Raw genomic sequence first — 24,065 nt, forward strand, 5'->3', positions numbered from 1 at the left:
TGCGATCTTTTGACGTTGCGTCAGGCTTGTCCTTTCGCCTGCTGTTCCAGATGAACTTGCAGATCCGGATCGATCTGTAAAGCTGCGGCCAGCTCATCGAGATAGCTGCGTTCGGCGTCCTGTTGGTCGTCCACCAGCATGACGCTGGCCAGGTACATTTCGGCGGCTACGGCAGGATCGCCGTCAGCGGATTGCGCCACTTCGCGGGGATCCAGTGGCTTGGCGACTTCGCCATCTAGCCATTGTTGCAACTGCGGATCGGCGGTGTGTTTGCCGATTTCGCTGCTGATCAGGTGCTTTTCTGCGTCGTCGATGCGTCCGTCAGCCTTGGCGGCGGCGATCAATGCGCGCAGCACCGCGTGGCTGTGGGTTTCGATTTGCGGGCCGGCGAGCAGGTCGGCGGTTTGTGGCATATCTTGCGGCGCATTGCTGGCCTGGCTGCGTTGCCAGGCCTGGTACGCCTGGTAGGCCATCATCCCCAGCGATGCGAGCGCCGCGTAATTGGTCCCGCCGGTACGGCTTCGGCTACCGCCACCAAGTGCGCTTCCCAGGCCACCACCGCCGAGCAGGCCACCGAGTAAACCACCCAAGCCGCCGAGGCCACCCGAAGCAGCCGCCCCACCCGCTCCGGTCTGACTGCCGCCGCCCAACAGGCCACCGAGCAATCCGCCCAGACCGTCACCGGTCGAAGCCCCGCGTTGTTGTCCCGCCGAGGCCTGGCCTCGCAGCAGTTGTTCAAGCAAATCGCTGGTGTTCATGACGTTATCCTCCGAGGCCCCGGCCTGATTGCGTCTGGCAACGATAGACCGACGCAGCCATAGCGCCAGCACCGTTGGGCTGACGCCGGGTAACCGATGAAATCGCACCCGAGAAATTTTCCGCGAGCCAGCTAAGATTCATGGGTGGTGAACCTTATCCCGGCGAAACCGGTCGATAGCTGCAACCCGACCCGGTTTGCCGACGCCCTTTCTGATAATGGGCGATACCCGGCTTGCTTCACTTTCTGGAGAACGCCCCCGTGATATCCACCGTACACATCGCCAGGCTCAAAGCATGGGGCGCCCATGGTTTTACCGCGACTGGCGTGGTCACCGCCTTTCTTGCCACCCTCGCCCTGCTGGAAAACCAGCCGATCCATTGCCTGATGTGGCTGGGCGTGGCGCTGATCGTCGACGGCCTCGATGGCGCACTGGCGCGCAAGGTAAACGTGCAATCGGTGCTGCCGAGTTTCGACGGTTCGATCCTCGATCTGGTCATCGATTACCTGACGTATGTATTCATCCCGGCACTGTTTATCTACCGCTACATTCCCCTGCCTGATTACACCCTGTTGCTGACGGTGTCGGTGATCCTCGTGTCGTCGCTGTTCTGTTTCTGCAACGTCAACATGAAGAGCAAGGACAACTATTTTGTCGGCTTCCCGGCGGCCTGGAACGTGGTTGCGTTGTGTTTGTACATCATTGGTCCGGGACCGTGGATTACCTTCCTCACCGTAATCGCGCTGGCATTGCTGACGGTGACGCGGATGAAGTTCCTGCACCCGTTCCGCGTGCGTCGTTTCATGCCAATCAATATCGCGGTGACGGCGATCTGGCTGTTGTGCAGCCTGTCGCTGGTGCTCAATCACCCAGTGATCAATCCGCTGGTGATGGGTTTGTGGTTGCTGATGTCGGCTTATTTCCTCGGGATCTGCATCTGGCGCACGGCGCTGGAGTGGTTTGATCGCGGCCATTTGAAATAAGCACATTCCCCTGTGGGAGCGAGCCTGCTCGCGAATGCGGTGGTTCCATCAACATCAAGGTTGACTGGCACACCGCTTTCGCGAGCAGGCTCGCTCCCACAGAGATATTCATCAATCAGGAGATCCGATGTGGACTAGCGCTTGGTAATCACCACCTCCAGATATTCACTCGGCACCACCAGCGACGCCTCCCCCGCGCGATTCGAGCGATTGAGCAACTCGGTCAGATCATCCTCCAGCGCCTGCCCGGCCTCCGCCGACAACACCGCAAATGCCTTGTGCACCGGCCCGTACCAGTGGCGAAAGATGTCAATGAAATGCGCCGCCGAGCGGTAGCGGAAATTGAAGTGGTTGCGGGATACCCGAACAAGAAAATCGCGATCATCGAACTGCTTGTGCAGCCACGCATCCGAGCCCCAGTTCGACGGTGGCTGAGCAACCGCTGGCGGCGGCAGGTGCTGGCCGAGAATCTTGAACATCTGCCCGACGAAGCCCTCCGGCGTCCAGTTGGCCATTCCGATCCGCCCGCCGCGACGACAGACCCGCCCCAGTTCAGCAGCGGCGGTGACCTGATCAGGCGCGAACATCACCCCAAACGTGGACAGCACGGCGTCGTAACTTTCATCGGGAAACGGTAGCGCCTCGGCATCGGCCACCTGAAAAATCACCTCCAGATGTTCGGCCCGGGCGCGATCCTGACCACGCTCCAGCAGTGCCGCCACGTAATCGGTCGAGGTCACCACACAACCGCGCCGCGCCGCTGCCAGGGTCGCGTTGCCGTTACCGGCGGCGACATCCAGCACTTCTTCATCGCAGCGCAGATCGCAGGCCTCGGCGAGGCTTTCTCCAACGATTTGCAAAGTGGTGCCGATCACGGCGTAGTCGCCACTGGCCCAAGCGACTTTCTGACGTTCCTTCAGGGCAGTGAGATCAATCGGGGTACTCATCGCAGCGAGCTCCGTGGCAGATTCATACGCAGGTCATTCAGCAGTGGTCGGATCGATCACCCGCACCACTCGCGCTACGCTGTTGGCCGGGAAACCGCCGAGCCTGGCGTGCTCGCGCACCTGTTCTTCATCGGGAGCGATATACACACAATAGATTTTGTCGGCAGTCACATAGCTCTGCAGCCACTGCACTTGCGGCCCCAGATCCCTTAGTGCCTGACAGGAAGTCTGCGAAACGGCTTTGAGTTCGTCCTCTGACAGCTTCCCTGCGCCTGGAATCTCGCGTTCAATCACGAATTTGGGCATGGCAACCTCACTGTTCTTTTTATAAGTGTTGGCGACGTTGCGAGATTGATAACGACCTCGCCCGCTCACTATCGCGCCAGCACCGGCCGCCGTCCTTGCCAATCGTCCGTCAGCCCTATAAATACGGCACTTTGCCGATGAGCGGTGAAGATCTGTCAAGCTCATGAAACACGGTACGTCGCGAAGCGAGCATGGGATGCATGTCGTGGGAAGAAATCAGGGAAAAAGCCCAATGGCTCAAGATCGGCGACCCATGAGCCATTGTTGTGTTGATCAGGCGGCCGGTGCCTTGGCCTCCTCCAGCAACTGCTTGATCATCTGCTCCTGCTCTGCATAACGACCTTCGCCGAAGTGGCTGTAACGCACCTGGCCCTTGGCGTCGATCAGGTAATGCGCCGGCCAGTATTGATTGCTGAAGTTGCGCCAGATCGCGTAGTCGTTGTCGATCGCTACCGGGTAGGTGATACCGAGTTTTTTCACCTGATCCTTGACGTTGTCGATGATGCGCTCGTAGCCGTACTCGGGGGTGTGCACGCCGATCACGACCAGGCCGTCCTTCTCGTATTTCTGCGCCCAGTCTTTGACGTACGGCAGGGTGTGCTGGCAGTTGATGCAGTCGTAGGTCCAGAAGTCCACCAGGACCACTTTGCCGCGCAGGGATTCGGCACTGAGCTGCGGTGAATTGAGCCACTGCACAGCGCCCGACAGCGAAGGCATCGCGCCCCGGGCCTCGTCCATCATTGAATCGGCGCGGACCTTGCTGACGAAGTAGTCGACCACTTTCGGCACGTTTTCCAGAACGTTTTTCTCGACGCTGGCCACGCCCTCGGAAGAGGTATTGGCGAGCAGGGTTTTGTCGGCGCCCGTCGAGATCACCGCGACCGTAGCAAGTACCGCAACCCCGGCACCGCGACGCAACCAGCCGCTGAACGGGATCGACGGTTTCAGCCGATTGACCAGACCGCGTCCGGCGAAGATCAACGTGCCCAGCGACAAGGCACTGCCGACGCCGTAAGCCAGCAGCAACAGGCTGGTCTGCGCATTGGCGCCTTGCAACATCGCGCCGGTCAGAATCACCCCAAGGATCGGCCCGGCACACGGCGCCCACAACAGGCCGGTGGCGACACCGAGCATGATCGAGCCCATCGGTCCTGCACGTTTACGCGTGTCCTGATCGAGACGATTGCCGAGCGCGACAAACGGCCTGGTCAGCCAGTCACCGACGCGGGCCGAGATCAGCGACAGGGCGAACAGCGCCATGACCAGCAAGGCAACGTGGCGGCCGGTGTTGCTGGCCTGAATCACCCACTCGCTGCTGACCACCGCGAGGCTGGAGATCAGCGCAAAGGTCAGCGCCATGCCGGCGAGAGTCAGGAAGATCGAGGAACGGGTACGGTTGGCGCCAGCGAACAGAAACGGCACCACCGGCAGGATGCACGGACTGAGAACGGTCAGCAGACCGCCGAGAAATGCAATGAGGTACATAAGGGGTCACCTTGAAGTGGGGGCTGGGCACGCAACCGGCCAGCGAGGGAAACGTCCCTCGCTAGCTCGCTTTATTTACGCCGTGGCTCATGCAGTCTGGCCGTCGAGCAACTGCCCTTGAGGCGTACGACTGGCACCGTTTTCCGCGACCAGTTGGCCCTGCGGTGTGCGGCTGGAACCATCAGCGGCAACCATCTGGCCCTGCGGTGTGCGGCTCGATCCGTCAGCGGCGACCATCTGGCCCTGCGGTGTGCGGCTGGAACCATCAGCGGCGACCATCTGCCCCTGCGGTGTGCGGCTCGATCCGTCAGCGGCAACCATCTGCCCCTGCGGTGTGCGGCTGGAGCCGTCAGCGGCGATCAAGGCATCGCTGCCCTCCTTCGCCACGGTGGTCAGCTGGAAGCAGGTGCTGCTGGCGCAACTGCTCTGCTCCACAGCACTGTTGGCGTGGGCGGCGGCACCGGTGAAGGCGAAGGCTGCTGCGGTCAGAAAGCGCGAAACATTGTTCATGGCAAAACTCCTTGCAGAAAAAGTAGGGATGACTCAGTTCTGGTTGTTGCAGCCGTCAGCGAATTTGCTGTAATCCAGCTCGCGGGTTTTGCCGGCGGAATCGAGGTAGGTCATGCGCGCCTCGGTGATGCCGCAGGTCACCGAGGTGTCTTCGGTCATCGACAGCACTTTCTGGATATCCAGATGGGTGCCGTAGGTGTAGGTTTGCCGGCTGACGTCAGCTTCGGCGTGGGCCGACAGGGTGCAGATGTTCAGCGCGGCGAACAGGCAGGCGGCGAATACGGATTTGTTGTTCATGGTGTAGTCCTCAAGGCTTCAGTGGGTTTGAGCCGAGGCGGTCTGTGTGTGCCTCGATGGAGCCTATTTGAGGCCTTCGAGGTATCGCGTCTGTGTCAGGAAAGGACGAGAATCACTCGTTGTGTATCCCTGCAGTGTGTAGATACAGAGCGATACAAAACCCCGAAAAAATCGTGATTTTGCGTCGGCGTGTATCCGCCGTCGGGGCAGATACACTGCAATACAAAGGCAGGCAGGCGTGCGTTCCACGGCGCTATAGACTGCACGGCATTCCCCTTTTGACAGAGGCTTGAACCGATGGAACATGTCGATCACATTCTCATCGTCGACGACGATCGCGAGATCCGTGAACTGGTAGGCAACTACCTGAAGAAGAACGGCCTGCGCACGACAGTGGTCGCCGATGGCCGGCAGATGCGCAGCTTCCTTGATGCCAACACCGTCGACCTGATCGTGCTCGACATCATGATGCCCGGCGACGATGGCCTGCAGCTGTGCCGCGAATTGCGCGTGGGCAAACACAAGGCGACGCCGGTGCTGATGCTCACCGCGCGCAACGATGAGACCGACCGCATCATCGGCCTGGAAATGGGCGCCGACGATTACCTGACCAAACCGTTCGCCGCCCGCGAACTGCTGGCGCGGATCAACGCCGTATTGCGCCGCACGCGCATGCTGCCGCCGAATCTGGTGGTCACCGAAGCCGGACGCCTGCTGGCGTTCGGTCGTTGGCAACTGGACACCTCGGCCCGCCACCTGCTCGACAGCGACGGCACCATGGTTGCCCTCAGCGGCGCCGAATACCGCCTGCTGCGGGTGTTCCTCGACCATCCGCAACGGGTGCTCAGCCGCGATCAACTGCTCAACCTGACCCAGGGCCGCGAGGCCGATCTGTTCGATCGCTCCATTGATTTGCTGGTGAGCCGCTTGCGTCAACGTCTGCTCGACGATGCCCGCGAACCGGCCTACATCAAGACTGTGCGCAGTGAAGGTTATGTGTTTTCGCTGCCGGTCGAACTGCTTGGGGCGTCGGCATGAAACTCAAGCTGCAATGGCCGCGTACCCTCGCCTCGCGCCTGTCGCTGATATTCCTGATCGGGCTGATCCTGGCGCAGGGCCTGTCGTTCGGCGCGCAGTATTACGAGCGTTACCAGAGCGCGAAAAGCACCATGCTCGGCAACCTCGAAACCGACGTCTCGACGTCGATGGCCATCCTCGATCGCCTGCCCGCCGTCGAACGCGAGGCCTGGCTGCCGCGTCTGGCCCGGCGCAATTATGGCTACCTGCTCAATGAGGGCGAACCGGGCATGCCGGTGACCTCGGCTGAAAAGTCCGTCGCGATCGCCTCGATTACGGCGGCCATCGGCGACACTTATCCAATCGTGTTTACCGAAGTTCCCGGCGGTCCGAGACAACATTTCCAGGGCCACTTGCGCCTGAGCGACGGCAGCCCGGTGACCATCGATATCCGCCCGGCGATGGTGCCGTTGTCACCGTGGTTGCCGGTGGTGCTGCTCGGCCAACTGGCGTTGCTGATCCTCTGCACCTGGCTCGCCGTGCGCATTGCCATCCGTCCCCTCACCCGCCTCGCCAACGCCGTGGAAACCCTCGACCCCAACGCTCACCCGATCAAGCTCGACGAGCAAGGGCCGACCGAAGTCGTCCACGCGGCACGGGCGTTCAACGCCATGCAGACGCGCATCGCCGCCTACCTGAAAGAACGCATGCAACTGCTCGCGGCGATTTCCCACGACCTGCAAACGCCGATCACCCGGATGAAATTGCGCGCAGAGTTCATGGACGACTCCGTCGAGAAAGACAAACTGAGCAGCGATCTGGGCGAGATCGAGCATCTGGTGCGCGAAGGCGTGGCCTACGCCCGCAGCGTTCACGGCGCCACCGAAGAAAGCCGGCGTACTGATCTCGACTCGTTCCTCGACAGCCTGGTCTTCGACTATCAGGACATGGGCAAGGACGTGCAGCTCGGCGGCAAAAGCAAAGCGGTAATCGAAACCCGTCCGCAGGCCCTGCGCCGAGTGCTGGTGAACCTGACCGACAACGCCCTGAAATTCGCCGGCGCCGCGCAATTGCAGGTCGAAGCGCAGGGCAACAGCCTGTCGGTGAAAGTCCTCGATCGCGGCCCGGGCATCGCCGAGGCCGAACTGGCGCAGGTACTGGAACCGTTCTACCGCGTGGAAAACTCGCGCAATCGTGACACCGGCGGCACCGGACTCGGACTGGCGATCGCCCAGCAATTGGCAATGGCGCTGGGTGGCTCGCTGCTGTTGAGCAATCGTGAAGGCGGCGGGTTGTGCGCTGAGCTGAAGTTGCCGCTGCCCGGCTGATAGCCACCGTTTAAATTTCCCTCCTGCCCCCTGCTGTTTCCATCCAAACAGCAGGCATCTGCCTACAACCTCGTCGGAATCTCCCGACTGTTACGCCCAGGCAAAGGCCCCTATGGTTATGCATGTCCAGACGCCCCGCTACTGTCAGACCTGACAGTAGCGGGGCATCAGCCTTGTGCTGTCTGATGACGGCTCGCGAACCGTAACGAGGATCAGCCATGACTCTGCTCGAATCCGTGACACACGTGTGTCGCCGGTTGGCCCCCGGCGGCTGGCATTCGCTGATGTTGGCCCATGGCCTTGATCTGCTTGCGGAGCCACTGGCAGCCGAACTTGTGCGGCCGATGAAGATTGACCGCAACCTGAGCGGATTCGAAGATTTCGCCCCTGACGGAACGCGCGCAATCGAAGCAGCGGTGCCCTCGCGCAGTCTGCTTTATCACGCACTGGCGTCACCGCGAGTGACCGTCGATGAAACCGGAACAGATCTGCTGCTGTTTCCGACGCCGGGCGAAATCGAAACCGTGCTGAACTATGTCTACAGCATCGCCCCGCCCACTCTCGATCAACTGCGGCTGACCGCCGCAGGCGCACCTTTGGCGGTGGTCGCTTTTGCCAGTGAATATCGCTGCGCCGCCGACACCGTGCACGGCCGACACGCCGACCTGTGCTTTTCGCGCACCGGCATTGCCCGCGTCGGCACCGCGCCCGCCCGATATGACGCCAGACAGCGATGCTTTTTGCCATTTGTCGACGACGACGTGCATGGCATTCGGGTCATGCCGGTGCGCTACAGCGCCTACATTGCCATGCAGTTGCGCGGCGATGCGCAGCGCTTCGGCCCCATGGACTTTCAGGCTGAAGTCGATCCAGAGCTGGACTTCTGGGTGCCGCTGCACAAACTGTTCGATGGGGACCAGTGTCTGGCGGGCATGGAATTGTCGGTAACGCTGGAAAACCATCAGATCAACGAGAAGTTGCGGCATATCCATTTACGTCACAGCGGCACTGGCTGGGAGGAACCGCAAATCAGCCAGGCACCCTTTGTCGTGACCGAAAATCTGGCCGACTGGGCGCCAGCCGATGAATTGGGCGCGGGTCTGTTGGTCCCACAGTCGAAAGCGCGACTGGTCGAACCCGCCCAGATCGACGGCCGACCGCTGACGTTTCTAATGCCAGCCAACACCGCTGGCATGGTGCATGGTCGGCACAAGGTCAACGCAGATGGCAGCATCGAAAACCTGAACGACCGTGCAGATGTCGAAGCACTGGTTCGACAAGGTGGTTATGAGGCTCTGCATTATCAGGACGCAACCGCCGACGGCTGGGTCCGGCCAGATTGCCCGGCACTCAACGACCTTCTGCCGACGGTGGCCGCTTATTCGATTATCGGTCCTCCGGATTTTTACCCATTGTGCAGCCAGCGCAAACTGTTGCACTGGGTCCGCGAAGAGCCGCTTTTGCCTGACTCCGACGTCTGGCACGCCCGCCTCGAAGCACTTTCGAACGTGCGGTACTGCGCCAACCTGAATCTCGAGGATCAATTGTTCTCGCATACGGACCGAGGGGTGACGGCGATTGTCGCCTCGGCTGAACCGTGCCCGCGCGATCTGTCACAAATCCCGCCCGCACCAAGTCCACGACCCTCCTCGCTGCCTGACGGCGCTGCCGGAGTTTTCGGCCCGGGCTGGGAGGTAGGATGGGTTCGGCAGAAAACCCCGGATGCGCAATGGATCAACGTGTTGGCCGGCTATCAGATGGCAAGCCCGTTTCCCCAGGACGCAAAAATATGCGCGGCGCTGGGCTCCTTTTGGCCGGGGGTGGCACCGGACTCGGCGCGAGTCTTCGAACCACGCTCAAGCCTGCACACCATCATTCCGTTGACCGACAAGGAAATCGGCCAGGGCGGCGCCATTGCCTGGGACGACCAGCGCGGCCCGCAACTGATCGTTGAAGACAATCGCCTGTTTGCCCAGTACCACGCCTACGTCCACGCCGATTACACACAGGTCGCCCTGCAAGGCCGGTTTTCTCTGCGCCTGACCGGCCACACCTCGCAAACGGCGTATGAAAGACGCGTCGTCTCGATGTACAGGGTTTACCGCGCGCTTGGTGCTGACAGGGACAATGCCCGGCGCAATGCCTGGCCACTGCTGTCGTTTCTGGAGGTGCAGCGACCAGACAACGAACTCGACAACGCACAGCAGCAAGCCGGCGTTGCCCTTGAGGGGTGGGTGCAGCGTTTTTCGATGTACAAGCGCGGAGCCGTCAGCATTGCCGATGATGATTTCAAGTTGCGTCACGTCGAGGTCGAGCGTCAGGTCCTGCTGTTTGTCAGCACTGATCTCATCCTGATGAAACAGGATGCAGGCCCCTGGCAGGTCGCGGTTGAAACACTTTGATGTCGTAGTGATCGGCGCAGGACCTGCGGGCTGTGCGAGCGCCATCAGCTGTGCCCGCCGTGGACTGCGCGTGGCTTTGCTCGAGCGTCAGGCGTTTCCCCGCTTCCGTCCCGGCGAAAGCCTGCACCCGGGTATCGAACCGTTATTGCGACAACTGGGCGTCGCCGATCTGCTCTGTGTCTCGTCAACCCTGCGCTTTGAGGGTCAATGGGTGCACTGGAACGGTCCGCCGCGCTTCAACGCTTTCGGCGCGGACGTAACTGGCCCGTGGCGCGGCTTCCAGATCAGCCGCGTGCTACTGGACGCCGCGTTATTACAGCAAGCCGCTTCAGCGGGTGTAGAGATATACCAGCCGTGTCGGGCGCACAGCGCTCTCACGGTCGGGCAACAGGTAATCGGCGTAGAAGCCGACGCCGGTTGCCTTTACACCTCGTACGTGATCGATGCCAGTGGTGCAGCCGGCTGGCTTGGACGCCAATTGCACCTGACAGAGCAAATCGATTCTCCTGTGTTAGTGGCCCGCTGTGGATATATGCACGGTCAGCCGGCCCGCTACGCGAGCAATCCGCACCTGCTGGCCACGACGGATGGCTGGACATGGGTCGCCCGGATTGGGCCGCAATTGACCCATTGGACACACCTTGCGTTTGAAACCGACGCACTACAGACCGTCAGGCAGTCCAGACAAATGCTGCCCGAAGACCTCCAGGCATTACCGCAATCGGGGACGATACGCGGAGCCGAGGTAAGCTGGCGCATCAGCGCGACCGTTGCCGGTGACGGCTACCTTCTCGTAGGTGATGCTGCATGCCGACTCGATCCGGCTTCGTCGCACGGTGTGCTCAAGGCGTTGATGAGCGGCATGCAGGCCGCCCAAGCTATCCATGACAGCCTGTACCGACCATTACTGCGAACTGCCGCGCAAGCGCAGTATCAACAATGGCTGCGCTGTTGGTATGAGCACGACCTGACACAGCTGCGCAGTTTCTATCGTCAGCACCCGTTCCCGCCCCGATGGCTGGGCACTGATTGAGCAAAAGAAGACTAGACTCATTCATTACCCAGTCGAGGGGGCCGCAGGACGTCTGCTGTGCCCTGCCCCAATCCGTGACCACCGCCCGGTGGCGCCTGCCTCGACATTCAACGCCGCCGGACGGTGATCCTGTTTCAGGAGCACACGTGATGAATGAGGCGAAGCTCAACGAATTCATGGGCAAACTGGTCAACGACATGGGTGGCGCGGCGATGCTGGCCAATGTCATCGTCGGCGAAGAACTCGGTCTGTACCGGGCAATGGCCGACAGCCAACCGATCAGCCCCGAAGCCCTCGCAGCAAAAACCACCTGCAATCCGCGCCTGGTACGCGAATGGCTCAGCGCCCATGCCGCATCGGGCTATATGGAACACGTTGACGGTCAGTTTCGCTTGCCGGAAGAACAGGCACTGGCGCTGGCCGTGGAGGATTCGCCGGTGTACGTCGCTGGCGGTCTCGGCGTGGTGGCGTCGTTTTTCCATGACAAGGACAAACTGGTCAAGGCCATGCGCGGCAATGGCGCCTTGTCGTGGGGCGATCACCACCCGTGCATGTTCAGCGGCACCGAACGCTTCTTCCGCCCTGGTTACAAAGGTCACCTGATCGCCGAATGGCTGCCGGCGCTCGACGGCGTGGTGGCGAAGCTGGAACGCGGGGCCAAGGTTGCCGACATCGGCTGCGGCCACGGCGCCTCGACGGTGATCATGGCCCAGGCGTTTCCCAAATCGCAGTTTGTCGGCTTCGACTTCCACGCGCCGTCAGTCACAGTCGCCACGCAACGGGCCGAAGAAGGTGGCGTGGGCAATCGCGCCAGATTTTTCGAGGGCACGGCGAAAAACTATCCCGGCGGCGAGTACGACCTGATCTGCTTTTTCGACTGCCTGCACGACATGGGCGACCCGGTCGGCGCCGCCCGCCACGCTTATGAGTCGCTGAAAGACGATGGCACGGTGTTGCTGGTGGAACCGTTCGCCAACGACAAACTGGACGACAATCTCAACGCCGTCGGGCGCCTGTTCTACGCCGCCTCGACGTTTATCTGCACGCCCAATTCGCTGTCCCAGGAAGTCGGCCTCGGGCTCGGTGCGCAGGCTGGGGAAATGCGCCTGCGCAAAGTCTTTGTCGAGGCCGGGTTCAAGCAGTTCCGCCGCGCCACGCAGACGCCGTTCAACCTGATTCTGGAGGCGCGCAAGTAACCCGTGCGGATCGCGTGCTAACCTGCCAGCACTGCCCATTCTGGAGTGCTGAGCATGCTCGATAGTCCGATCCGCGAACATCTCGATACGCTGTTGCAGGCCATGGCCGACGATAAATTCCTGATATTGACCGGCGCCGGCATCAGCACGCCATCGGGCATTCCGGACTATCGCGACAGCGACGGTGTGCGTCGTGGGCGGCAGCCGATGATGTATCAGGAATTTCTTGCCGCCCCGGAATCACGCCGGCGCTACTGGGCGCGAGCGATGCTCGGCTGGCCGCGCGTGCGTCAGGCCCGACCGAATGCCGCGCATGAGGCGCTGGCGACGTTGCAACAGCGTGGCCGGATCAGCGCTTTGATCACGCAGAACGTCGATACCTTGCACGATCAGGCCGGCAGCCACGATGTGATCGAACTGCACGGCAGCCTGCACCGAGTGCTCTGCCTGGATTGCGGGCAACGCAGCGAGCGCGATGCGATCCAGCAGCAGATGGAGGCACACAATCCCTACCTGAGTGGTGTTGATGCGGTGCAGGCGCCGGATGGCGATACCTTGCTCGACCCGGCATTTGAAGCGCGCTTTCAGGTACCGCAGTGCCCGCATTGCGCGGGTGAGCGGATGAAACCGGATGTGGTGTTCTTCGGCGAGAACGTGGCGCAACCGACGGCAGCGCGGGCGCTGGCCGCTGCCGAGAATGCGGCGGGTTTGCTGGTGGTGGGATCGTCGTTGATGGCGTATTCGGCGTTTCGCTTGTGCCGGGTGGTCGCCGAGCGTGGCAAGCCGTTGATGGCGATCAATCTGGGCAAGACCCGGGCGGATGATCTGCTCGATTTGAAGATTGAAGGGTCGTGTGAGGAGCTTTTGCCTTGGTTGGTGGAGGAGCTGGGGCGGTGAGATTTTGAGTAATGGGTTCGGCTTGAAATCGGCCCCTCACCCTAGCCCTCTCCCGACCGAGGTGTTTGTACGGGATTCGTCGACCTTAAATCGCTCATCGAACTCAGATCTTTGACTGCCGTGCTGGTGCCGGACTCAATGCGCCCGATCCAGCCCCGCCAGCAATGCGCTGTCGTGGCTGTAGATGTCCGGCGCATAACGCACATGGCCGCTGCTGTCGACTTGCGCCGTCCAGTAGGTCATCAGGATCGGCACCGGCGCCGACAGGCGAAATTCATGGGTGGTGCCGCTTGCCAGCAAAGTCTCGGTGCGAGCTTTTTCCGCCGGGGACAGCAGCAGATCGCGCAGTTGCAGCGGGTGCTCGACGCGCACACAACCGGAACTGAACGCCCGTGGGCCTTTGTCGAACAGCGCCTTGCTTGGCGTGTCGTGCAGGTACACCGAGAACGGGTTGGGGAAACGGATGACCATTTGCCCCAGCGGATTGCGCGGGCCGGCGTCCTGACGCAGGAGGATGTTGCCGGGGTTGTCCCAGTCGATGTCCGCCGCTGCCAGAGGCTGGCCGTTGGCATCGAGCACTTGCAGGTTCTGGCGGCTGAGGAAAGTCTGGTCCTTGCGGATTTCCGGCAGCTTGTCTTCTTTCCAGATGGTCGGCGGTACGGTCCAGGTCGGATTCAGCGTCAGCCGGGTGACGCGGGATTTGAGCAGCGGCGTCTGGCGTTCGGCGCGGCCAACTTGGGTGCGGGTCTGCCACACCGGTTGGCCGCCCTGATACAGCGTCAGCTCAGCGGCGGCCACGTTGACCACCAGCCCGCTGGGCTCCATGTCCTGGGCCATCCAGCGGAAACGTTCGAGATTGACCCGCAACTGATCGCGGCGGGTCAGCGGGCTGATGTTCAGCTCGGCAATGGTGCCCGGCCCGACCACGCCGTCAGCCTGCAACGAATGGCTGGCCTGAAAATGCTTCACCGCTTCCACCAGCACGTCATCGTAGGCGTTGTCCGGCGGCACCAGTGCGTGTGCCAGATAACCTTCGCTGTACAGACGACGGGCCAGTTCTGGCACGCGCGGGTCTTCCATCGCCGGGCGCAGCAACGGGCCGTTGCCCACCGGCTGCCATTGCGGCAACGCTTGCAAGCGTTGCGCGGCATACAGCTGACGCAGGCTTTGATATTGCGGCAGATGCGGACGGGCCAGGTTGAACGCCGCAGCAATGTCGTTCATGCCCGGCACGGCAATGCTGAGCAGTTGCGCCTGACGATCGGTCGGCGGGCCGTCAACACGCCACACTGGTTCGAAATGCGATTGCAACAGACGGCCGTAATGCAGATCCTGCAAGGCCTGCAAATAGTTGCGGCTGATGTCGATGTCGGCGCACAGCTCGCCATCCTGCGGCGGTGTCGTCGCGACCGCATAGCGATTCGGATTCAACCCATCATCGGCCAACAGCTGCAATTGCGCGCGCAATGCCGGCAAGCGTGCCGACTCACTCGCCCACACCGGCATCCAGTCCTGCTGTTCATAAAACGCCTGCAATTGGCTCAACGCCGGGCCATTGAGACGCGGAGCGATGGCCGGGCACGACTGCGCCAAACTGATCAAAACCGCCTGCAACGGGCTGCGCGGCTCGACCGGCAATTGCGTTTCCGGCGTCGGCAGGGTTTCGAGCGGGGGCAGCGGCTCATCGGCGCAAGCGACAAACGGCGCAGCGAGCAAACAAATGCTCAAGTACCATGCGTACTTTTTGAACAACTGCTTTACTCCAATCCATGGCCGTCCAGATGACGGTCAACCTTACATCAGGTGCGCTGAACAGTCAGGCTCGAACCGCGAGTCTGCGGGTATTGACTGGGAGTCAGGAGCCAAAGTGCCGTTTATGTAGCAAGTTGAGGACACTTTATAAAATGTTGACGTTTTTGCGCCGACTTCTGTTGAGCACCGCGACCCTTGTCGCCGTGACCAGCCCAGTATTTGCCGCCGGCAAGCCATCGCCGGTTCTCTACAACAGCCTCGCCCACGCCGCGCCGGAACTCAATCCCCAGGCGCTCAAAGGTGCATTGAACGCCATGCAATGCGCGGTCAACAACGGCGCGAAACCCTCGCGGCATCTGGCGATCATCGATTATTCGCAACCGTCCACCGAACGCCGCCTGTGGATCTTCGATCTGAGCAAAAAGAAACTGGTGCTGCGTGATCTGGTTGCCCACGGTTCGAACTCCGGGGAAAACTTCGCCACGCAGTTTTCCAATCGCGAAGGCAGTTATCAGTCCAGCCTCGGTCTGTTCCGCACTCAGGAAAGCTACGAAGGTACTCACGGCTATTCGCTGCGCATGGATGGTCTGGAACCCGGTTTCAATGATCTGGCCCGTGATCGCGCGATCGTGATTCATGCCGCAAGTTATGTGAACCCGCTGTGGAGCAAGCGTCAGGGGCGTATCGGCCGCAGTCAGGGTTGCCCCGCCGTACGGCCGCAGATCGCCAAACAGGTGATCGATCGCCTGAAAAACGGCCAGTTCATGTTTTCCTGGTATCCGGATCAGCGCTGGCTGCAAAAGTCACCGTATCTGAACTGCCAGCCGCAACAGGTGGCGAGCATTCTCAACACCCACGCCAGTTAGCGCGCGTCGCCGCCGGCGGGTTTGTAGAACAGGAACCTGCCGGTCTGCGCGGTGTTGCGATAGGCCTTGGCCCAGCTCGGGTGCACGCCGCGATCGTGAAAATACAGGGCACCGCGCGTGCGGTCCTTGAGCTGACGGTTCAACGCCTTGCCGGCGATTTCCTTGGCCAGCGCGTATTCGGCGTCTTCCTTGACCTGATCGGGCTTGCCATCGCACCACCAGGAAAACTGGCAATTGCCGGTTTCCGATCCTTGCTTGACCACCGCGCACACCGTGTCGGGAAAGCCGTCGTGGCCGAGGCGATTCATCACCACACTGGCGACGGCTTCCATTTCCGGGGTGTCCTTGCCCTTGGCTTCCCAATAGATGCTGCGCGCCAGACAGGTCAGCGGATCGTCGAGCGGCGCGGCGCCGGCCGGGTCTACCGCCTGCGCTTCGGTGGGGGTGATGGCTTCGGATTTCGGCGCCGGCGCAGCACTGACTTTATCCGCCGCCTTCTCCTCCAGCACCTCGGCTTTCTGTTCGGCCTTGGCCTCGATCGGCGCCTGCGCCCCGGCCCATGCCGCGCCGGTCAAAAAGATCCACAACAAACCGCCCGCCAAGCCTTTCGATCCCATGTCGGTTCTTCCGTCAGCGCCCGCCCGGGGCAAGATGTTACGTCGGTGAGACGCCCGGTTTGCGGGGTCTTCGCAGAGTGTAGCGAGCAAATGCGCGGGCACACCAGCGCAGAAAAAATCCGCCGCAAAGAAAAACACATTCACTCACCGGGGGCCTTTCGCGCATCATGGGCGCATTCAGCTCAAGGGAGATTTCCATGCGCTTCATGCCGTCCGTTTTGCGTTGTGCCGCACTGTCGCTGGGCGTGGTGTTCGCCACCTCGGCGCTGGCTGCCGATGAACTGCAATTGATCGAGTCGATCAACAGCTATCGCAGCCAGCCGCAGCGTTGCGGCACGCAGGCATCGAACGAGTTGCCACCGCTGTCGGCCGATCCACGTCTGCGCCTGCCTGCCAGCGGCTCGGTCGATCTGCAGCAGGCCATGACCAGCGCCCACTACCCGATGGTCAACGTGCAGGCGATCACCCTCAACGGCCCGCGCGATGCAGCGGCGGCGATGCAGGCGATCAAGGAAAGCTTCTGCCAGGTGGTGCTCGACCCGCAGTTTGTCGATATCGGCGTCAACCGTGTCGACCGCGACTGGCGCATCGTTCTCGCGCGGCCGTTGCTGACGGCGAAACTCGGCGATGCACAAAGCGAAGGGCAAAAGCTGCTGGCGCAACTCAATACCGCGCGCAGCCAGGCGCGCCAGTGCGGTGGCCAATCCTTCGCGGCGGCAGCACCGCTGGCGTGGAATGCCACGCTGGGCGCTGTCGCTCAGGATCACAGCCGCGACATGGCCAACAATAACTACCTCGACCACAAGGACCGCGACGGCCGCACGCCAGGCGACCGCGCCGAGCTGTCCGGCTACGGTGGGCAACTGGTCGGCGAGAACATCGCCGCCGGGCAAGACACCGTCGGCAAGGTGGTCGATGGCTGGCTCGCCAGCCCCGGGCATTGCGCCAATCTGATGAATCCGCAATATCAGGAACTGGGCGCCGCGTACGCGACCGATCCGAAAAGCAACGCCGGCATTTACTGGACGGCAATGTTTGGCGCACCGTAAGGCATCATCGACGCCGTCAATCACTCGGTCAGCCAGAGTGATTGGACGGCATGGCGAGTGCAGCCTACCCTGCGCGATCTGCGCCCGCTGACGGCGCTCCACATCCACGAGGCGAGCCCATGACACAGCGTGAATTGATCGATGGTCACAACCGCCGCGTGGATTATCTGCGCCTGTCGGTCACCGACCGCTGCGATTTTCGCTGCGTCTATTGCATGGCCGAGGACATGCAGTTCCTGCCGCGCCAGCAGATCCTCACTCTCGAAGAGCTGTTCCAGGTGGCGCAAAGCTTCGTCGCCCTCGGCACGCGCAAGATCCGCCTCACGGGTGGCGAGCCGCTGATCCGGCCTGGTGTCGTGCAACTTTGCGAACAGATCGCCGCCCTGCCCGGCCTGCGCGAACTGTGCCTGACCACCAACGGCTCGCAATTGGGCCGACTGGCCAAGCCGCTGTTCGACGCCGGGGTCAAGCGTCTCAACATCAGCCTCGACAGCCTCGATCCGCAGCGCTTCAAAGAGCTGACCCGCACTGGCGATCTGGCGCAGGTCATCGACGGCATCGATGCCGCACGTGCCGCCGGTTTCACCCGCACCAAACTCAATTGCGTGGTGATGCAGGGCCGCAACGATCACGAGATCAACGATCTGGTCAGTTTCGCCATCGAGCGTGATCTGGATATTTCCTTCATCGAAGAGATGCCGCTGGGCGCGATCGCCGAACACAGCCGCGCCGAATCCTTCTACTCCAGCGCGCAAGTACGCGAACGCATCGCCGAACGTTTTACCCTGATCGACTCGACCGAATCGACGCAGGGGCCGTCGCGCTACTGGCGCGTGGCCGAAGCACCGAACATTCGCCTGGGCTTCATTTCACCGCACAGCCACAACTTCTGCGGCACCTGCAACCGCGTGCGCCTGACCGTCGAAGGTCGCTTGCTGCTGTGCCTGGGCAACGAGCATTCGATGGACCTCAAAGCGGTGTTGCGCGCCCATCCGGGCCACCCGGAACGTCTGGAAAACGCGATCATCGAGGCGATGAAACTCAAGCCGTATCGACACAACTTCGAAGTCAACGACGACGTGCAAGTGGTGCGTTTCATGAACATGACCGGCGGCTGATTCGCCGCGCAACCGGGACCGCGAGATGATCGTCAGACCGAGACCCAATCAGTTCGCCGTGCTGTTCACCCTCCGAGGCTCGATCGCCAAACGCATCGCCGTGCGCACTTTGATGCTGACACTGCTGGCGGCGGCGATTGTGCTGATCGAACTTCTGGTGCCGAGCTACTTCGCCCAGATCAATTCGACACCGTTCACCCTGCTCGGCCTGTCGCTGTCGATCTTCCTGAGCTTTCGCAACAACGCCTGTTACGACCGTTGGTACGAGGGCCGCAAGGCCTGGGGCGAGGTGCTGTTGCGGGTGCGCGCGGTGATGCGCGAAACCCAAGGCATCGATGACACGCGCCTGCGTGGGCAACTGTTGCGCAACCTGTGCGGTTTCGCCCACGCGCTGAACGCGCGGTTGCGTGGCGACAGCGAGGAGCAGGCCAGTGCCGACTGGGTCAGCCCGCCGATCGATGGGGCGGCGCCGGATCACTGCGGACAGATCCTTCATCAGCTCGGGCGCCAGTGTTCCGAGCTGGAAACGGCCGGTGTGCTATCGCCATGGCGTTATCAATTGCTGGCCAATCACCTGACCTGCCTGAGCCAGGCCCAGGCCGTATGCGACCGCATCAAGAACACGCCACTGCCCTTCCCTTACACCCTGCTGCTGCACCGCACCATCTACCTGTTCTGCCTGCTGCTGCCGTTCGCCATGGCGCAATCGCTGGGTTGGTTGACGCCGCTGTTCACGGCAATTGTCAGCTACACCTTTTTCGGCTTCGACGCGATTGCCGATGAACTCGAAGACCCGTTCGGCCGTGATGAGAACGATCTGCCGACCGATGCGCTGGTGCGTACCCTGGAGCGCGATGTGCTGTACGAACTCGGCGTCTCGCCGTTGCCGCCCGCGCCAGAGCCGGACGATTACGTGCTGCGCTGAATGGCGCAGCGGCGGGCTCGGCGTGTTGACTCTGGATCGAGGTGCTGCCATTCGCGAGCAGGCTCGCTCCCACAGTTGAAATGCACTCTCCTGTGGGAGCGAGCCTGCTCGCGAAAAAGGCAACTCGGTCAAGCAGCCCAAACGCCGTAAAGCGCCACCGACGAATCTTCCATTTACACGCGCGCAAATTCCCCCTTACTATCCGGGCACACCGGTCGCCGGGCCTGCCCAGCCGCCGACGCTTTCCGCCAACGGAAACACGCGTTATGAGTACGTCACCACAACAACCCCAAAGGTTGCACGTCTCTGCTGTACGCGCCCACTGCAACAGGGGCCGCGTATGAACCGCATCGTCAATCTGCCCATGGCCCTGCGCCGTTCCAAGCTGCGTCACTCCGCACGCCCGCCGGATATCGCCGTCCCTGCCTGATCGCGTGAGCTGAAACCGCGACAGTCAATTTCCCGATTTTCCTGATATCCCTGCCGGGACACTTACGCCTTTTTGTCGCGTCGTGTCCGGCCGAATCTGCGCGCCTGTGCGGCGCCACCGTGAGTGATTTGCCATGAAATTCGCAGCCATCGAAGAAGCACGCCTGTTCCTCGAACAGAACCCCGATATCGACATGATCGAACTGTTCATCCTCGACGCCAACGGCGTGCCGCGCGGCAAGCTGTTGCACCGCGAAGAACTGCTCGCCGTGTACGGAAGCGGCCGGCCATTGCCGAGCACCATCCTTGGCCTGACCGTACAAGGCGAGGACGTCGAGAACTCCGGACTGGTCTGGGACGTTGGCGACATCGACTGCCGCGCCTATCCGCTGCAAGGCAGTCTGGTGCGCTTGCCGTGGCGACAGATTCCGACCGCCGCCGTGCAGGTCAGCATGCACCCGAGCGAGGGCCTGCCGGCGAGCATCGCTGACCCTCGGCACCTGCTGATCAAGGTGATCGACGGGCTCAAGGCCGAGGGCTATCACCCGATCATGGCCTGCGAGCTGGAGTTCTATCTGCTCGACGCCAAACGCGACCACAACGGCCGCCCGCAACCGGCGCTGGACGCTGACGGCGGACGACCGCGACACACGCAAGTCTACGGTTTGCGCGAGCTGGAGCAGATCGAGCCATTCCTCGCCGACCTCTACAGCGCCTGCAAACTGCACGGCATTCCGGCGCGCACGGCGATCTCCGAATACGCCCCGGGGCAAGTGGAAATCACCCTTGAACACGGCGATGCGCTGGAAGCGATGGATCAGGCGGTGCGCTACAAGCGTCTGGTCAAAGGCGTGGCGCACAAGCACGGCATGCAGGCGACGTTCATGGCCAAGCCGTTCGATGATCTGGCCGGCACCGGCATGCACATGCACGTCAGCCTGGCCGATGCCGAGGGGCGTAATCTGTTCGCTTCTGAAGACCCGGCCGGCACGCCACTGTTGCGCACGGCGATTGGCGGCATGCTCGCATCTCTCCTGGATTCGCTGCTGCTGTTCTGCCCCAACGCCAACTCTTACCGGCGTTTCCAGGCCAACAGCTACGCGCCACTGGCGCCGACCTGGGGCGTCGACAACCGCACCGTCAGCCTGCGCGTACCCGGCGGCCCGGCGCCAACACGACACATCGAACACCGCATCTGCGGCGCCGATGCCAACCCTTATCTGGCAGCGGCAGCGATCCTCGCCGGCATTCATCGCGGCATCCGTGAAGAGCTGGATCCGGGGGCACCGGTCGAGGGCAATGGTTATGCGCAGGCGAAAGAACTGCTGCCGACCGATTGGCTGACGTCGTTGCAGGCGCTGGAAAATTCACAGTGGGCACGGGAGGCGTTGGGGCAGGAATTCCTTGGGGTGTATCTGGCGGTGAAGCGTGCCGAGTATCGGCAGTTCATGGCTGAAGTGGGTGAGCAGGATTGGCGGTGGTACCTGACCGAGGCTTAAAGATCCAACACCGAACCTGTGGGAGCGAGCCTGCTCGCGAAGGCGTCGTCACATTCAACATTTTGGGTGACTGACACACCGCTTTCGCGAGCAGGCTCGCTCCCACAGGGAATGCACTTCGAACTAGAATTTTTGTGGACCCCGACATGACCATTCGCTGCAATTCCTACTACACCGCCACCCTCAACCAGGACACCGACTACCCGACCCTGCAAGGCCGGCACAAGGTCGATGTGGTGATCATCGGCGGCGGTTTCACTGGCGTCGCCACTGCCGTCGAACTGGCGGAAAAAGGCCTGAAAGTCGCCATCGTCGAAAGCCACAAGATCGGCTGGGGCGCCACCGGGCGCAATGGCGGGCAAGTCACCGGCAGCCTTTCCGGCGACGGCGCGATGCGCAAGCAGATGCGTGCAAAACTGGGCGATGACGTGGACGATTTCATCTGGCATCTGCGCTGGCGCGGGCATGAAATCATCCGCGAGCGCGTCGAGAAATATGCGATCCAGTGCGACCTCAAACACGGCCATTTGCACGCGGCGTACAAGCCGAGTCACATGGTCGATCTGCGCAAGGATTACGACGAAGCCGTGCGTCGCGGATTAGGCGATGAAGTGAGCCTGCTCGACCGCAGCCAGGTTCGCGACCTGCTGCAAAGCGAGCTCTACCACGGCGCGATCAAGAACACCCGCAACATGCACCTGCACCCGCTCAACCTGTGCATTGGCGAAGCACGCGCAGCCGAAAGCCTGGGCGCGCTGATCTTCGAAAACAGTGAAGTGCTGGAGATCATTCACGGCGACACACCTGGCGTGCGCACCGCTCACGGTCAGATCGACGCCAGTCAGGTGATGCTCGCCGGTGACGTCTATCACAAGCTCGAACCGGGTCAGCTCAAGGGCAAGATCTTCCCGGCCATGGGCGGCATCGTCACCACCGCGCCGCTGGGTGTTCTGGCGCAACAGATCAACCCCGAAGACCTCGCCGTGTACGACTGCCGCTTCGTCCTCGATTACTACCGGCTCACCGCCGATGGCCGTTTGCTGTTCGGCGGCGGTGCCAACTACAGCGGCAAGGATTCGCGCGACATCGCTGCGGAACTGCGCCCGTGTATCGAGCGCACCTTCCCGGCGCTAAAAGGTGTGGCGATCGATTACCAGTGGAGCTGCGCGATGGGCATCGTCATCAACCGCATCCCGCAACTGGGCAAGCTCTCGGACAACGTCTGGTATTGCCAGGGCTACTCAGGACATGGCATCGCCACCACGCACATCATGGGCGAGATCATGAGCCGCGCGATCACCGGGCAAATGGAGCAATTCGATACCTTCGCCGCGTGCCAGCACATCCGCGTGCCAATGGGCGACCTGCTGGGCAACCCGTTGCTGGCGGCGGGGATGTGGTATTACCAGATGCTCGAACGGTTGCGCTGACTGGACCGGCCCTTTCGCGAGCAGGCTCGCTCCCACATTGGATTTGTAAACGACACAACACCCTGTGGGAGCGAGCCTGCTCGCGAAGAAGCCCTCAAACCCAACACAAACTCAATCCGGCAACTGCTCCACCACAATCCCCAACCGCCGATAATCCTCGACATTCCCCGACCCCGGATGCCGCTCGGTAATCAACGTATGCAGGCGCGTACACGGCGCCACCACAAACGGCTCCACCGCGCCCAACTTGTCCGCCGAGGTCACTGCAATCACCCGCGTTGCACTGTCGAGCATCGCCTGTTTGATCGGCACCTCATCGAAATGCAGTGAGGTGATCCCCACCTCTGGATGAATCGCACACACCCCGGTAATTGCCAGATCAGCCTTGATTCCGGCCAGCAGTCGCAGCGCTTCCTGACCACTGGCCGACATCGAATGCGGATTCAATTCACCACCCGCCAGAATCACTTTCACGCCTTTGTATTCGGACAAGGCAATCGCCGTCAGCGGTGATGCGGTCACCGCAGTGATGCGGATATCGGCGGGTAATGCGCGCGCCACCTGCAACGTGGTCGAGCCGGAATCGAACAGCACAATCTGCCCGTCCTCGATGTGCTGCGCCGCCAATTGCGCCAGACGCACCTTGACCTCGTCGGTCTCATCCAGGCGGGTGAAGTAATCTTTGCCCGAATCCTTCGGTCGCGGCAGCGCCCCGCCATGCACGCGCTGCACCAGCCCGGCGCTGTCCAGCTCGGCGAGGTCGCGGCGGATGGTGTCTTCGGACACTGCGAAATGCTGGCTAAGCTCGGAGGCCATGACCTTGCCGTCACGCTCGAGAAGCAAAAGGATTTTCTGCCGGCGCAGGGACGGCAATTCGGCGATGGAGTGGTCGTGCATGGTTATGCCTGTTTGTGCTTGTAGTTGCAGGTTTCAGCGACACTAGCGAAAGTCTCGGGCAAATACAAACGCAGCGGCTATCAATGCTTTCGATCATTGGAATCAACACGGCGAATTTTTTCTTTGCGCTGCGCCTGTTCACAATGGCCCCACTCTCAAAAGCTCAGGATGAACAGCCCATGAATCTAAACTTCGCCTTCGCCTGCATGATTGTCGTGTCGTTCGCGATTGCCTTGGGCCACGCCTGACAGCGCGTCAAACCGAGCCCAGCACTTGCTCACGAAGCCGTTTATGCGCCGCAGCCGCCCTGGGGGAAAAGGCTGG

Annotated in this window: 23 protein-coding genes; 14 read left to right on the plus strand and 9 right to left on the minus strand. The window is 61.7% G+C overall.

What is annotated here, in order from left to right; translation table 11 throughout:
• Positions 1–20: 20 nt before the first annotated feature.
• Entirely contained in the window at positions 21–758 is a 738-nt protein-coding gene (locus ND528_RS10085; RefSeq protein WP_137214879.1) for a tellurite resistance TerB family protein, read from the minus strand.
• A gap of 260 nt (positions 759–1,018) precedes the next feature.
• Here ND528_RS10085 and pcsA point away from each other — a divergent pair, with 260 nt between their 5' ends.
• Positions 1,019–1,741 (plus strand): phosphatidylcholine synthase, encoded by a 723-nt coding sequence (pcsA, locus tag ND528_RS10090; RefSeq protein ID WP_130911042.1) that lies wholly within the window; start codon positions 1,019–1,021, stop codon positions 1,739–1,741.
• A 134-nt stretch (positions 1,742–1,875) separates the two neighbouring features.
• Here the strand turns inward: pcsA and ND528_RS10095 are convergent, their stop codons facing one another.
• The 5 genes from ND528_RS10095 to ND528_RS10115 form a co-directional block, all read right to left on the minus strand.
• Entirely contained in the window at positions 1,876–2,688 is an 813-nt protein-coding gene (locus ND528_RS10095; protein WP_212616596.1) for a class I SAM-dependent methyltransferase, read from the minus strand.
• 33 nt (positions 2,689–2,721) lie between these two features.
• The gene (locus ND528_RS10100) at positions 2,722–2,994 is read right to left on the minus strand and encodes a DUF4242 domain-containing protein (protein WP_137214877.1); all 273 of its coding nucleotides are present in this window, start codon (positions 2,992–2,994) and stop codon (positions 2,722–2,724) included.
• 273 nt (positions 2,995–3,267) lie between these two features.
• Positions 3,268–4,479 (minus strand): cytochrome c biogenesis protein DipZ, encoded by a 1,212-nt coding sequence (locus ND528_RS10105; RefSeq protein ID WP_212616597.1) that lies wholly within the window; start codon positions 4,477–4,479, stop codon positions 3,268–3,270.
• An 87-nt stretch (positions 4,480–4,566) separates the two neighbouring features.
• Positions 4,567–4,989: a hypothetical protein gene (locus tag ND528_RS10110; RefSeq protein WP_073471218.1), complete on the minus strand. Its 423-nt coding sequence runs from the start codon at positions 4,987–4,989 to the stop codon at positions 4,567–4,569.
• A gap of 33 nt (positions 4,990–5,022) precedes the next feature.
• Positions 5,023–5,286: a DUF2790 domain-containing protein gene (locus tag ND528_RS10115; RefSeq protein WP_016775158.1), complete on the minus strand. Its 264-nt coding sequence runs from the start codon at positions 5,284–5,286 to the stop codon at positions 5,023–5,025.
• Between the two features lie 297 nt (positions 5,287–5,583).
• Here ND528_RS10115 and ND528_RS10120 point away from each other — a divergent pair, with 297 nt between their 5' ends.
• The 6 genes from ND528_RS10120 (at position 5,584) to ND528_RS10145 (ending at position 13,159) form a co-directional block, all read left to right on the plus strand.
• Positions 5,584–6,324: a response regulator gene (locus ND528_RS10120; protein WP_039762337.1), complete on the plus strand. Its 741-nt coding sequence runs from the start codon at positions 5,584–5,586 to the stop codon at positions 6,322–6,324.
• Positions 6,321–7,631: an ATP-binding protein gene (locus ND528_RS10125; RefSeq protein ID WP_263470239.1), complete on the plus strand. Its 1,311-nt coding sequence runs from the start codon at positions 6,321–6,323 to the stop codon at positions 7,629–7,631. Before ND528_RS10120 ends, ND528_RS10125 begins: the two co-directional genes overlap by 4 nt.
• Before the next feature lie 218 nt (positions 7,632–7,849).
• Positions 7,850–10,033 carry a hypothetical protein gene (locus tag ND528_RS10130; protein WP_263470240.1) on the plus strand — a complete coding sequence of 728 codons (2,184 nt, stop codon included), beginning with the start codon at positions 7,850–7,852 and terminating at the stop codon, positions 10,031–10,033.
• Positions 9,996–11,066 (plus strand): NAD(P)/FAD-dependent oxidoreductase, encoded by a 1,071-nt coding sequence (locus ND528_RS10135; protein ID WP_263470241.1) that lies wholly within the window; start codon positions 9,996–9,998, stop codon positions 11,064–11,066. The genes ND528_RS10130 and ND528_RS10135 overlap by 38 nt, the downstream gene beginning before the upstream one ends.
• 149 nt (positions 11,067–11,215) lie before the next feature.
• Positions 11,216–12,262: a class I SAM-dependent methyltransferase gene (locus ND528_RS10140; protein ID WP_130911049.1), complete on the plus strand. Its 1,047-nt coding sequence runs from the start codon at positions 11,216–11,218 to the stop codon at positions 12,260–12,262.
• Between the two features lie 54 nt (positions 12,263–12,316).
• Positions 12,317–13,159, plus strand: a complete 843-nt coding sequence (locus ND528_RS10145; RefSeq protein ID WP_263470242.1) for an NAD-dependent protein deacetylase — start codon at positions 12,317–12,319, stop codon at positions 13,157–13,159.
• Positions 13,160–13,294: 135 nt separating this feature from the next.
• On the opposite strand, the gene ND528_RS10150 is transcribed toward ND528_RS10145, so the two are convergent.
• Complete coding sequence (locus ND528_RS10150; RefSeq protein ID WP_263470243.1) at positions 13,295–14,911, minus strand: L,D-transpeptidase family protein; 1,617 nt, start codon at positions 14,909–14,911, stop codon at positions 13,295–13,297.
• A 152-nt stretch (positions 14,912–15,063) separates the two neighbouring features.
• Here ND528_RS10150 and ND528_RS10155 point away from each other — a divergent pair, with 152 nt between their 5' ends.
• Complete coding sequence (locus ND528_RS10155; protein WP_016775166.1) at positions 15,064–15,777, plus strand: murein L,D-transpeptidase catalytic domain family protein; 714 nt, start codon at positions 15,064–15,066, stop codon at positions 15,775–15,777.
• Here the strand turns inward: ND528_RS10155 and ND528_RS10160 are convergent.
• Entirely contained in the window at positions 15,774–16,394 is a 621-nt protein-coding gene (locus tag ND528_RS10160) for a cell wall hydrolase (RefSeq protein ID WP_137214868.1), read from the minus strand. The two genes, ND528_RS10155 and ND528_RS10160, sit on opposite strands and share 4 nt — an antisense overlap.
• Before the next feature lie 197 nt (positions 16,395–16,591).
• Here ND528_RS10160 and ND528_RS10165 point away from each other — a divergent pair, with 197 nt between their 5' ends.
• From ND528_RS10165 to ND528_RS10185, 5 genes are all read left to right on the plus strand, one after another.
• Entirely contained in the window at positions 16,592–17,443 is an 852-nt protein-coding gene (locus ND528_RS10165) for a CAP domain-containing protein (RefSeq protein ID WP_212616602.1), read from the plus strand.
• A 119-nt stretch (positions 17,444–17,562) separates the two neighbouring features.
• Positions 17,563–18,561, plus strand: coding sequence for a GTP 3',8-cyclase MoaA (gene moaA / locus ND528_RS10170; protein ID WP_197891928.1), 999 nt, complete (start codon positions 17,563–17,565; stop codon positions 18,559–18,561).
• Between the two features lie 25 nt (positions 18,562–18,586).
• Entirely contained in the window at positions 18,587–19,486 is a 900-nt protein-coding gene (locus ND528_RS10175; RefSeq protein ID WP_110645562.1) for a bestrophin family protein, read from the plus strand.
• Between the two features lie 563 nt (positions 19,487–20,049).
• Entirely contained in the window at positions 20,050–21,414 is a 1,365-nt protein-coding gene (locus ND528_RS10180; RefSeq protein ID WP_263470244.1) for a glutamine synthetase family protein, read from the plus strand.
• A 146-nt stretch (positions 21,415–21,560) separates the two neighbouring features.
• On the plus strand, positions 21,561–22,844 hold the full coding sequence (locus tag ND528_RS10185; RefSeq protein WP_263470245.1) for an NAD(P)/FAD-dependent oxidoreductase: 1,284 nt from the start codon (positions 21,561–21,563) through the stop codon (positions 22,842–22,844).
• Positions 22,845–22,955: 111 nt separating this feature from the next.
• On the opposite strand, the gene ND528_RS10190 is transcribed toward ND528_RS10185, so the two are convergent.
• Entirely contained in the window at positions 22,956–23,741 is a 786-nt protein-coding gene (locus tag ND528_RS10190; RefSeq protein WP_263470246.1) for a DeoR/GlpR family DNA-binding transcription regulator, read from the minus strand.
• Positions 23,742–23,824: 83 nt separating this feature from the next.
• Between ND528_RS10190 and ND528_RS10195 the strand changes: the two genes are divergently transcribed.
• Positions 23,825–23,989 carry a hypothetical protein gene (locus ND528_RS10195; protein ID WP_163012744.1) on the plus strand — a complete coding sequence of 55 codons (165 nt, stop codon included), beginning with the start codon at positions 23,825–23,827 and terminating at the stop codon, positions 23,987–23,989.
• Positions 23,990–24,065 lie beyond the last annotated feature (76 nt).

It is taken from the genome of Pseudomonas mercuritolerans, from assembly GCF_025706525.1.
GTDB lineage: Bacteria > Pseudomonadota > Gammaproteobacteria > Pseudomonadales > Pseudomonadaceae > Aquipseudomonas > Aquipseudomonas mercuritolerans.

What these genes read in the sequence shown, in the direction of transcription:
- ND528_RS10085 (WP_137214879.1), bottom strand. Translation starts at nt 758, where the DNA reads ATGAACACCAGCGATTTGCTTGAACAACTGCTGCGAGGCCAGGCCTCG.
- ND528_RS10095 (WP_212616596.1), bottom strand. Translation starts at nt 2,688, where the DNA reads ATGAGTACCCCGATTGATCTCACTGCCCTGAAGGAACGTCAGAAAGTC.
- ND528_RS10100 (WP_137214877.1), bottom strand. Translation starts at nt 2,994, where the DNA reads ATGCCCAAATTCGTGATTGAACGCGAGATTCCAGGCGCAGGGAAGCTG.
- ND528_RS10105 (WP_212616597.1), bottom strand. Translation starts at nt 4,479, where the DNA reads ATGTACCTCATTGCATTTCTCGGCGGTCTGCTGACCGTTCTCAGTCCG.
- ND528_RS10110 (WP_073471218.1), bottom strand. Translation starts at nt 4,989, where the DNA reads ATGAACAATGTTTCGCGCTTTCTGACCGCAGCAGCCTTCGCCTTCACC.
- ND528_RS10115 (WP_016775158.1), bottom strand. Translation starts at nt 5,286, where the DNA reads ATGAACAACAAATCCGTATTCGCCGCCTGCCTGTTCGCCGCGCTGAAC.
- ND528_RS10120 (WP_039762337.1), top strand. Translation starts at nt 5,584, where the DNA reads ATGGAACATGTCGATCACATTCTCATCGTCGACGACGATCGCGAGATC.
- ND528_RS10125 (WP_263470239.1), top strand. Translation starts at nt 6,321, where the DNA reads ATGAAACTCAAGCTGCAATGGCCGCGTACCCTCGCCTCGCGCCTGTCG.
- ND528_RS10130 (WP_263470240.1), top strand. Translation starts at nt 7,850, where the DNA reads ATGACTCTGCTCGAATCCGTGACACACGTGTGTCGCCGGTTGGCCCCC.
- ND528_RS10135 (WP_263470241.1), top strand. Translation starts at nt 9,996, where the DNA reads ATGCAGGCCCCTGGCAGGTCGCGGTTGAAACACTTTGATGTCGTAGTG.
- ND528_RS10140 (WP_130911049.1), top strand. Translation starts at nt 11,216, where the DNA reads ATGAATGAGGCGAAGCTCAACGAATTCATGGGCAAACTGGTCAACGAC.
- ND528_RS10145 (WP_263470242.1), top strand. Translation starts at nt 12,317, where the DNA reads ATGCTCGATAGTCCGATCCGCGAACATCTCGATACGCTGTTGCAGGCC.
- ND528_RS10155 (WP_016775166.1), top strand. Translation starts at nt 15,064, where the DNA reads ATGTTGACGTTTTTGCGCCGACTTCTGTTGAGCACCGCGACCCTTGTC.
- ND528_RS10160 (WP_137214868.1), bottom strand. Translation starts at nt 16,394, where the DNA reads ATGGGATCGAAAGGCTTGGCGGGCGGTTTGTTGTGGATCTTTTTGACC.
- ND528_RS10165 (WP_212616602.1), top strand. Translation starts at nt 16,592, where the DNA reads ATGCGCTTCATGCCGTCCGTTTTGCGTTGTGCCGCACTGTCGCTGGGC.
- moaA (WP_197891928.1), top strand. Translation starts at nt 17,563, where the DNA reads ATGACACAGCGTGAATTGATCGATGGTCACAACCGCCGCGTGGATTAT.
- ND528_RS10175 (WP_110645562.1), top strand. Translation starts at nt 18,587, where the DNA reads ATGATCGTCAGACCGAGACCCAATCAGTTCGCCGTGCTGTTCACCCTC.
- ND528_RS10180 (WP_263470244.1), top strand. Translation starts at nt 20,050, where the DNA reads ATGAAATTCGCAGCCATCGAAGAAGCACGCCTGTTCCTCGAACAGAAC.
- ND528_RS10185 (WP_263470245.1), top strand. Translation starts at nt 21,561, where the DNA reads ATGACCATTCGCTGCAATTCCTACTACACCGCCACCCTCAACCAGGAC.
- ND528_RS10190 (WP_263470246.1), bottom strand. Translation starts at nt 23,741, where the DNA reads ATGCACGACCACTCCATCGCCGAATTGCCGTCCCTGCGCCGGCAGAAA.
- ND528_RS10195 (WP_163012744.1), top strand. Translation starts at nt 23,825, where the DNA reads ATGCTTTCGATCATTGGAATCAACACGGCGAATTTTTTCTTTGCGCTG.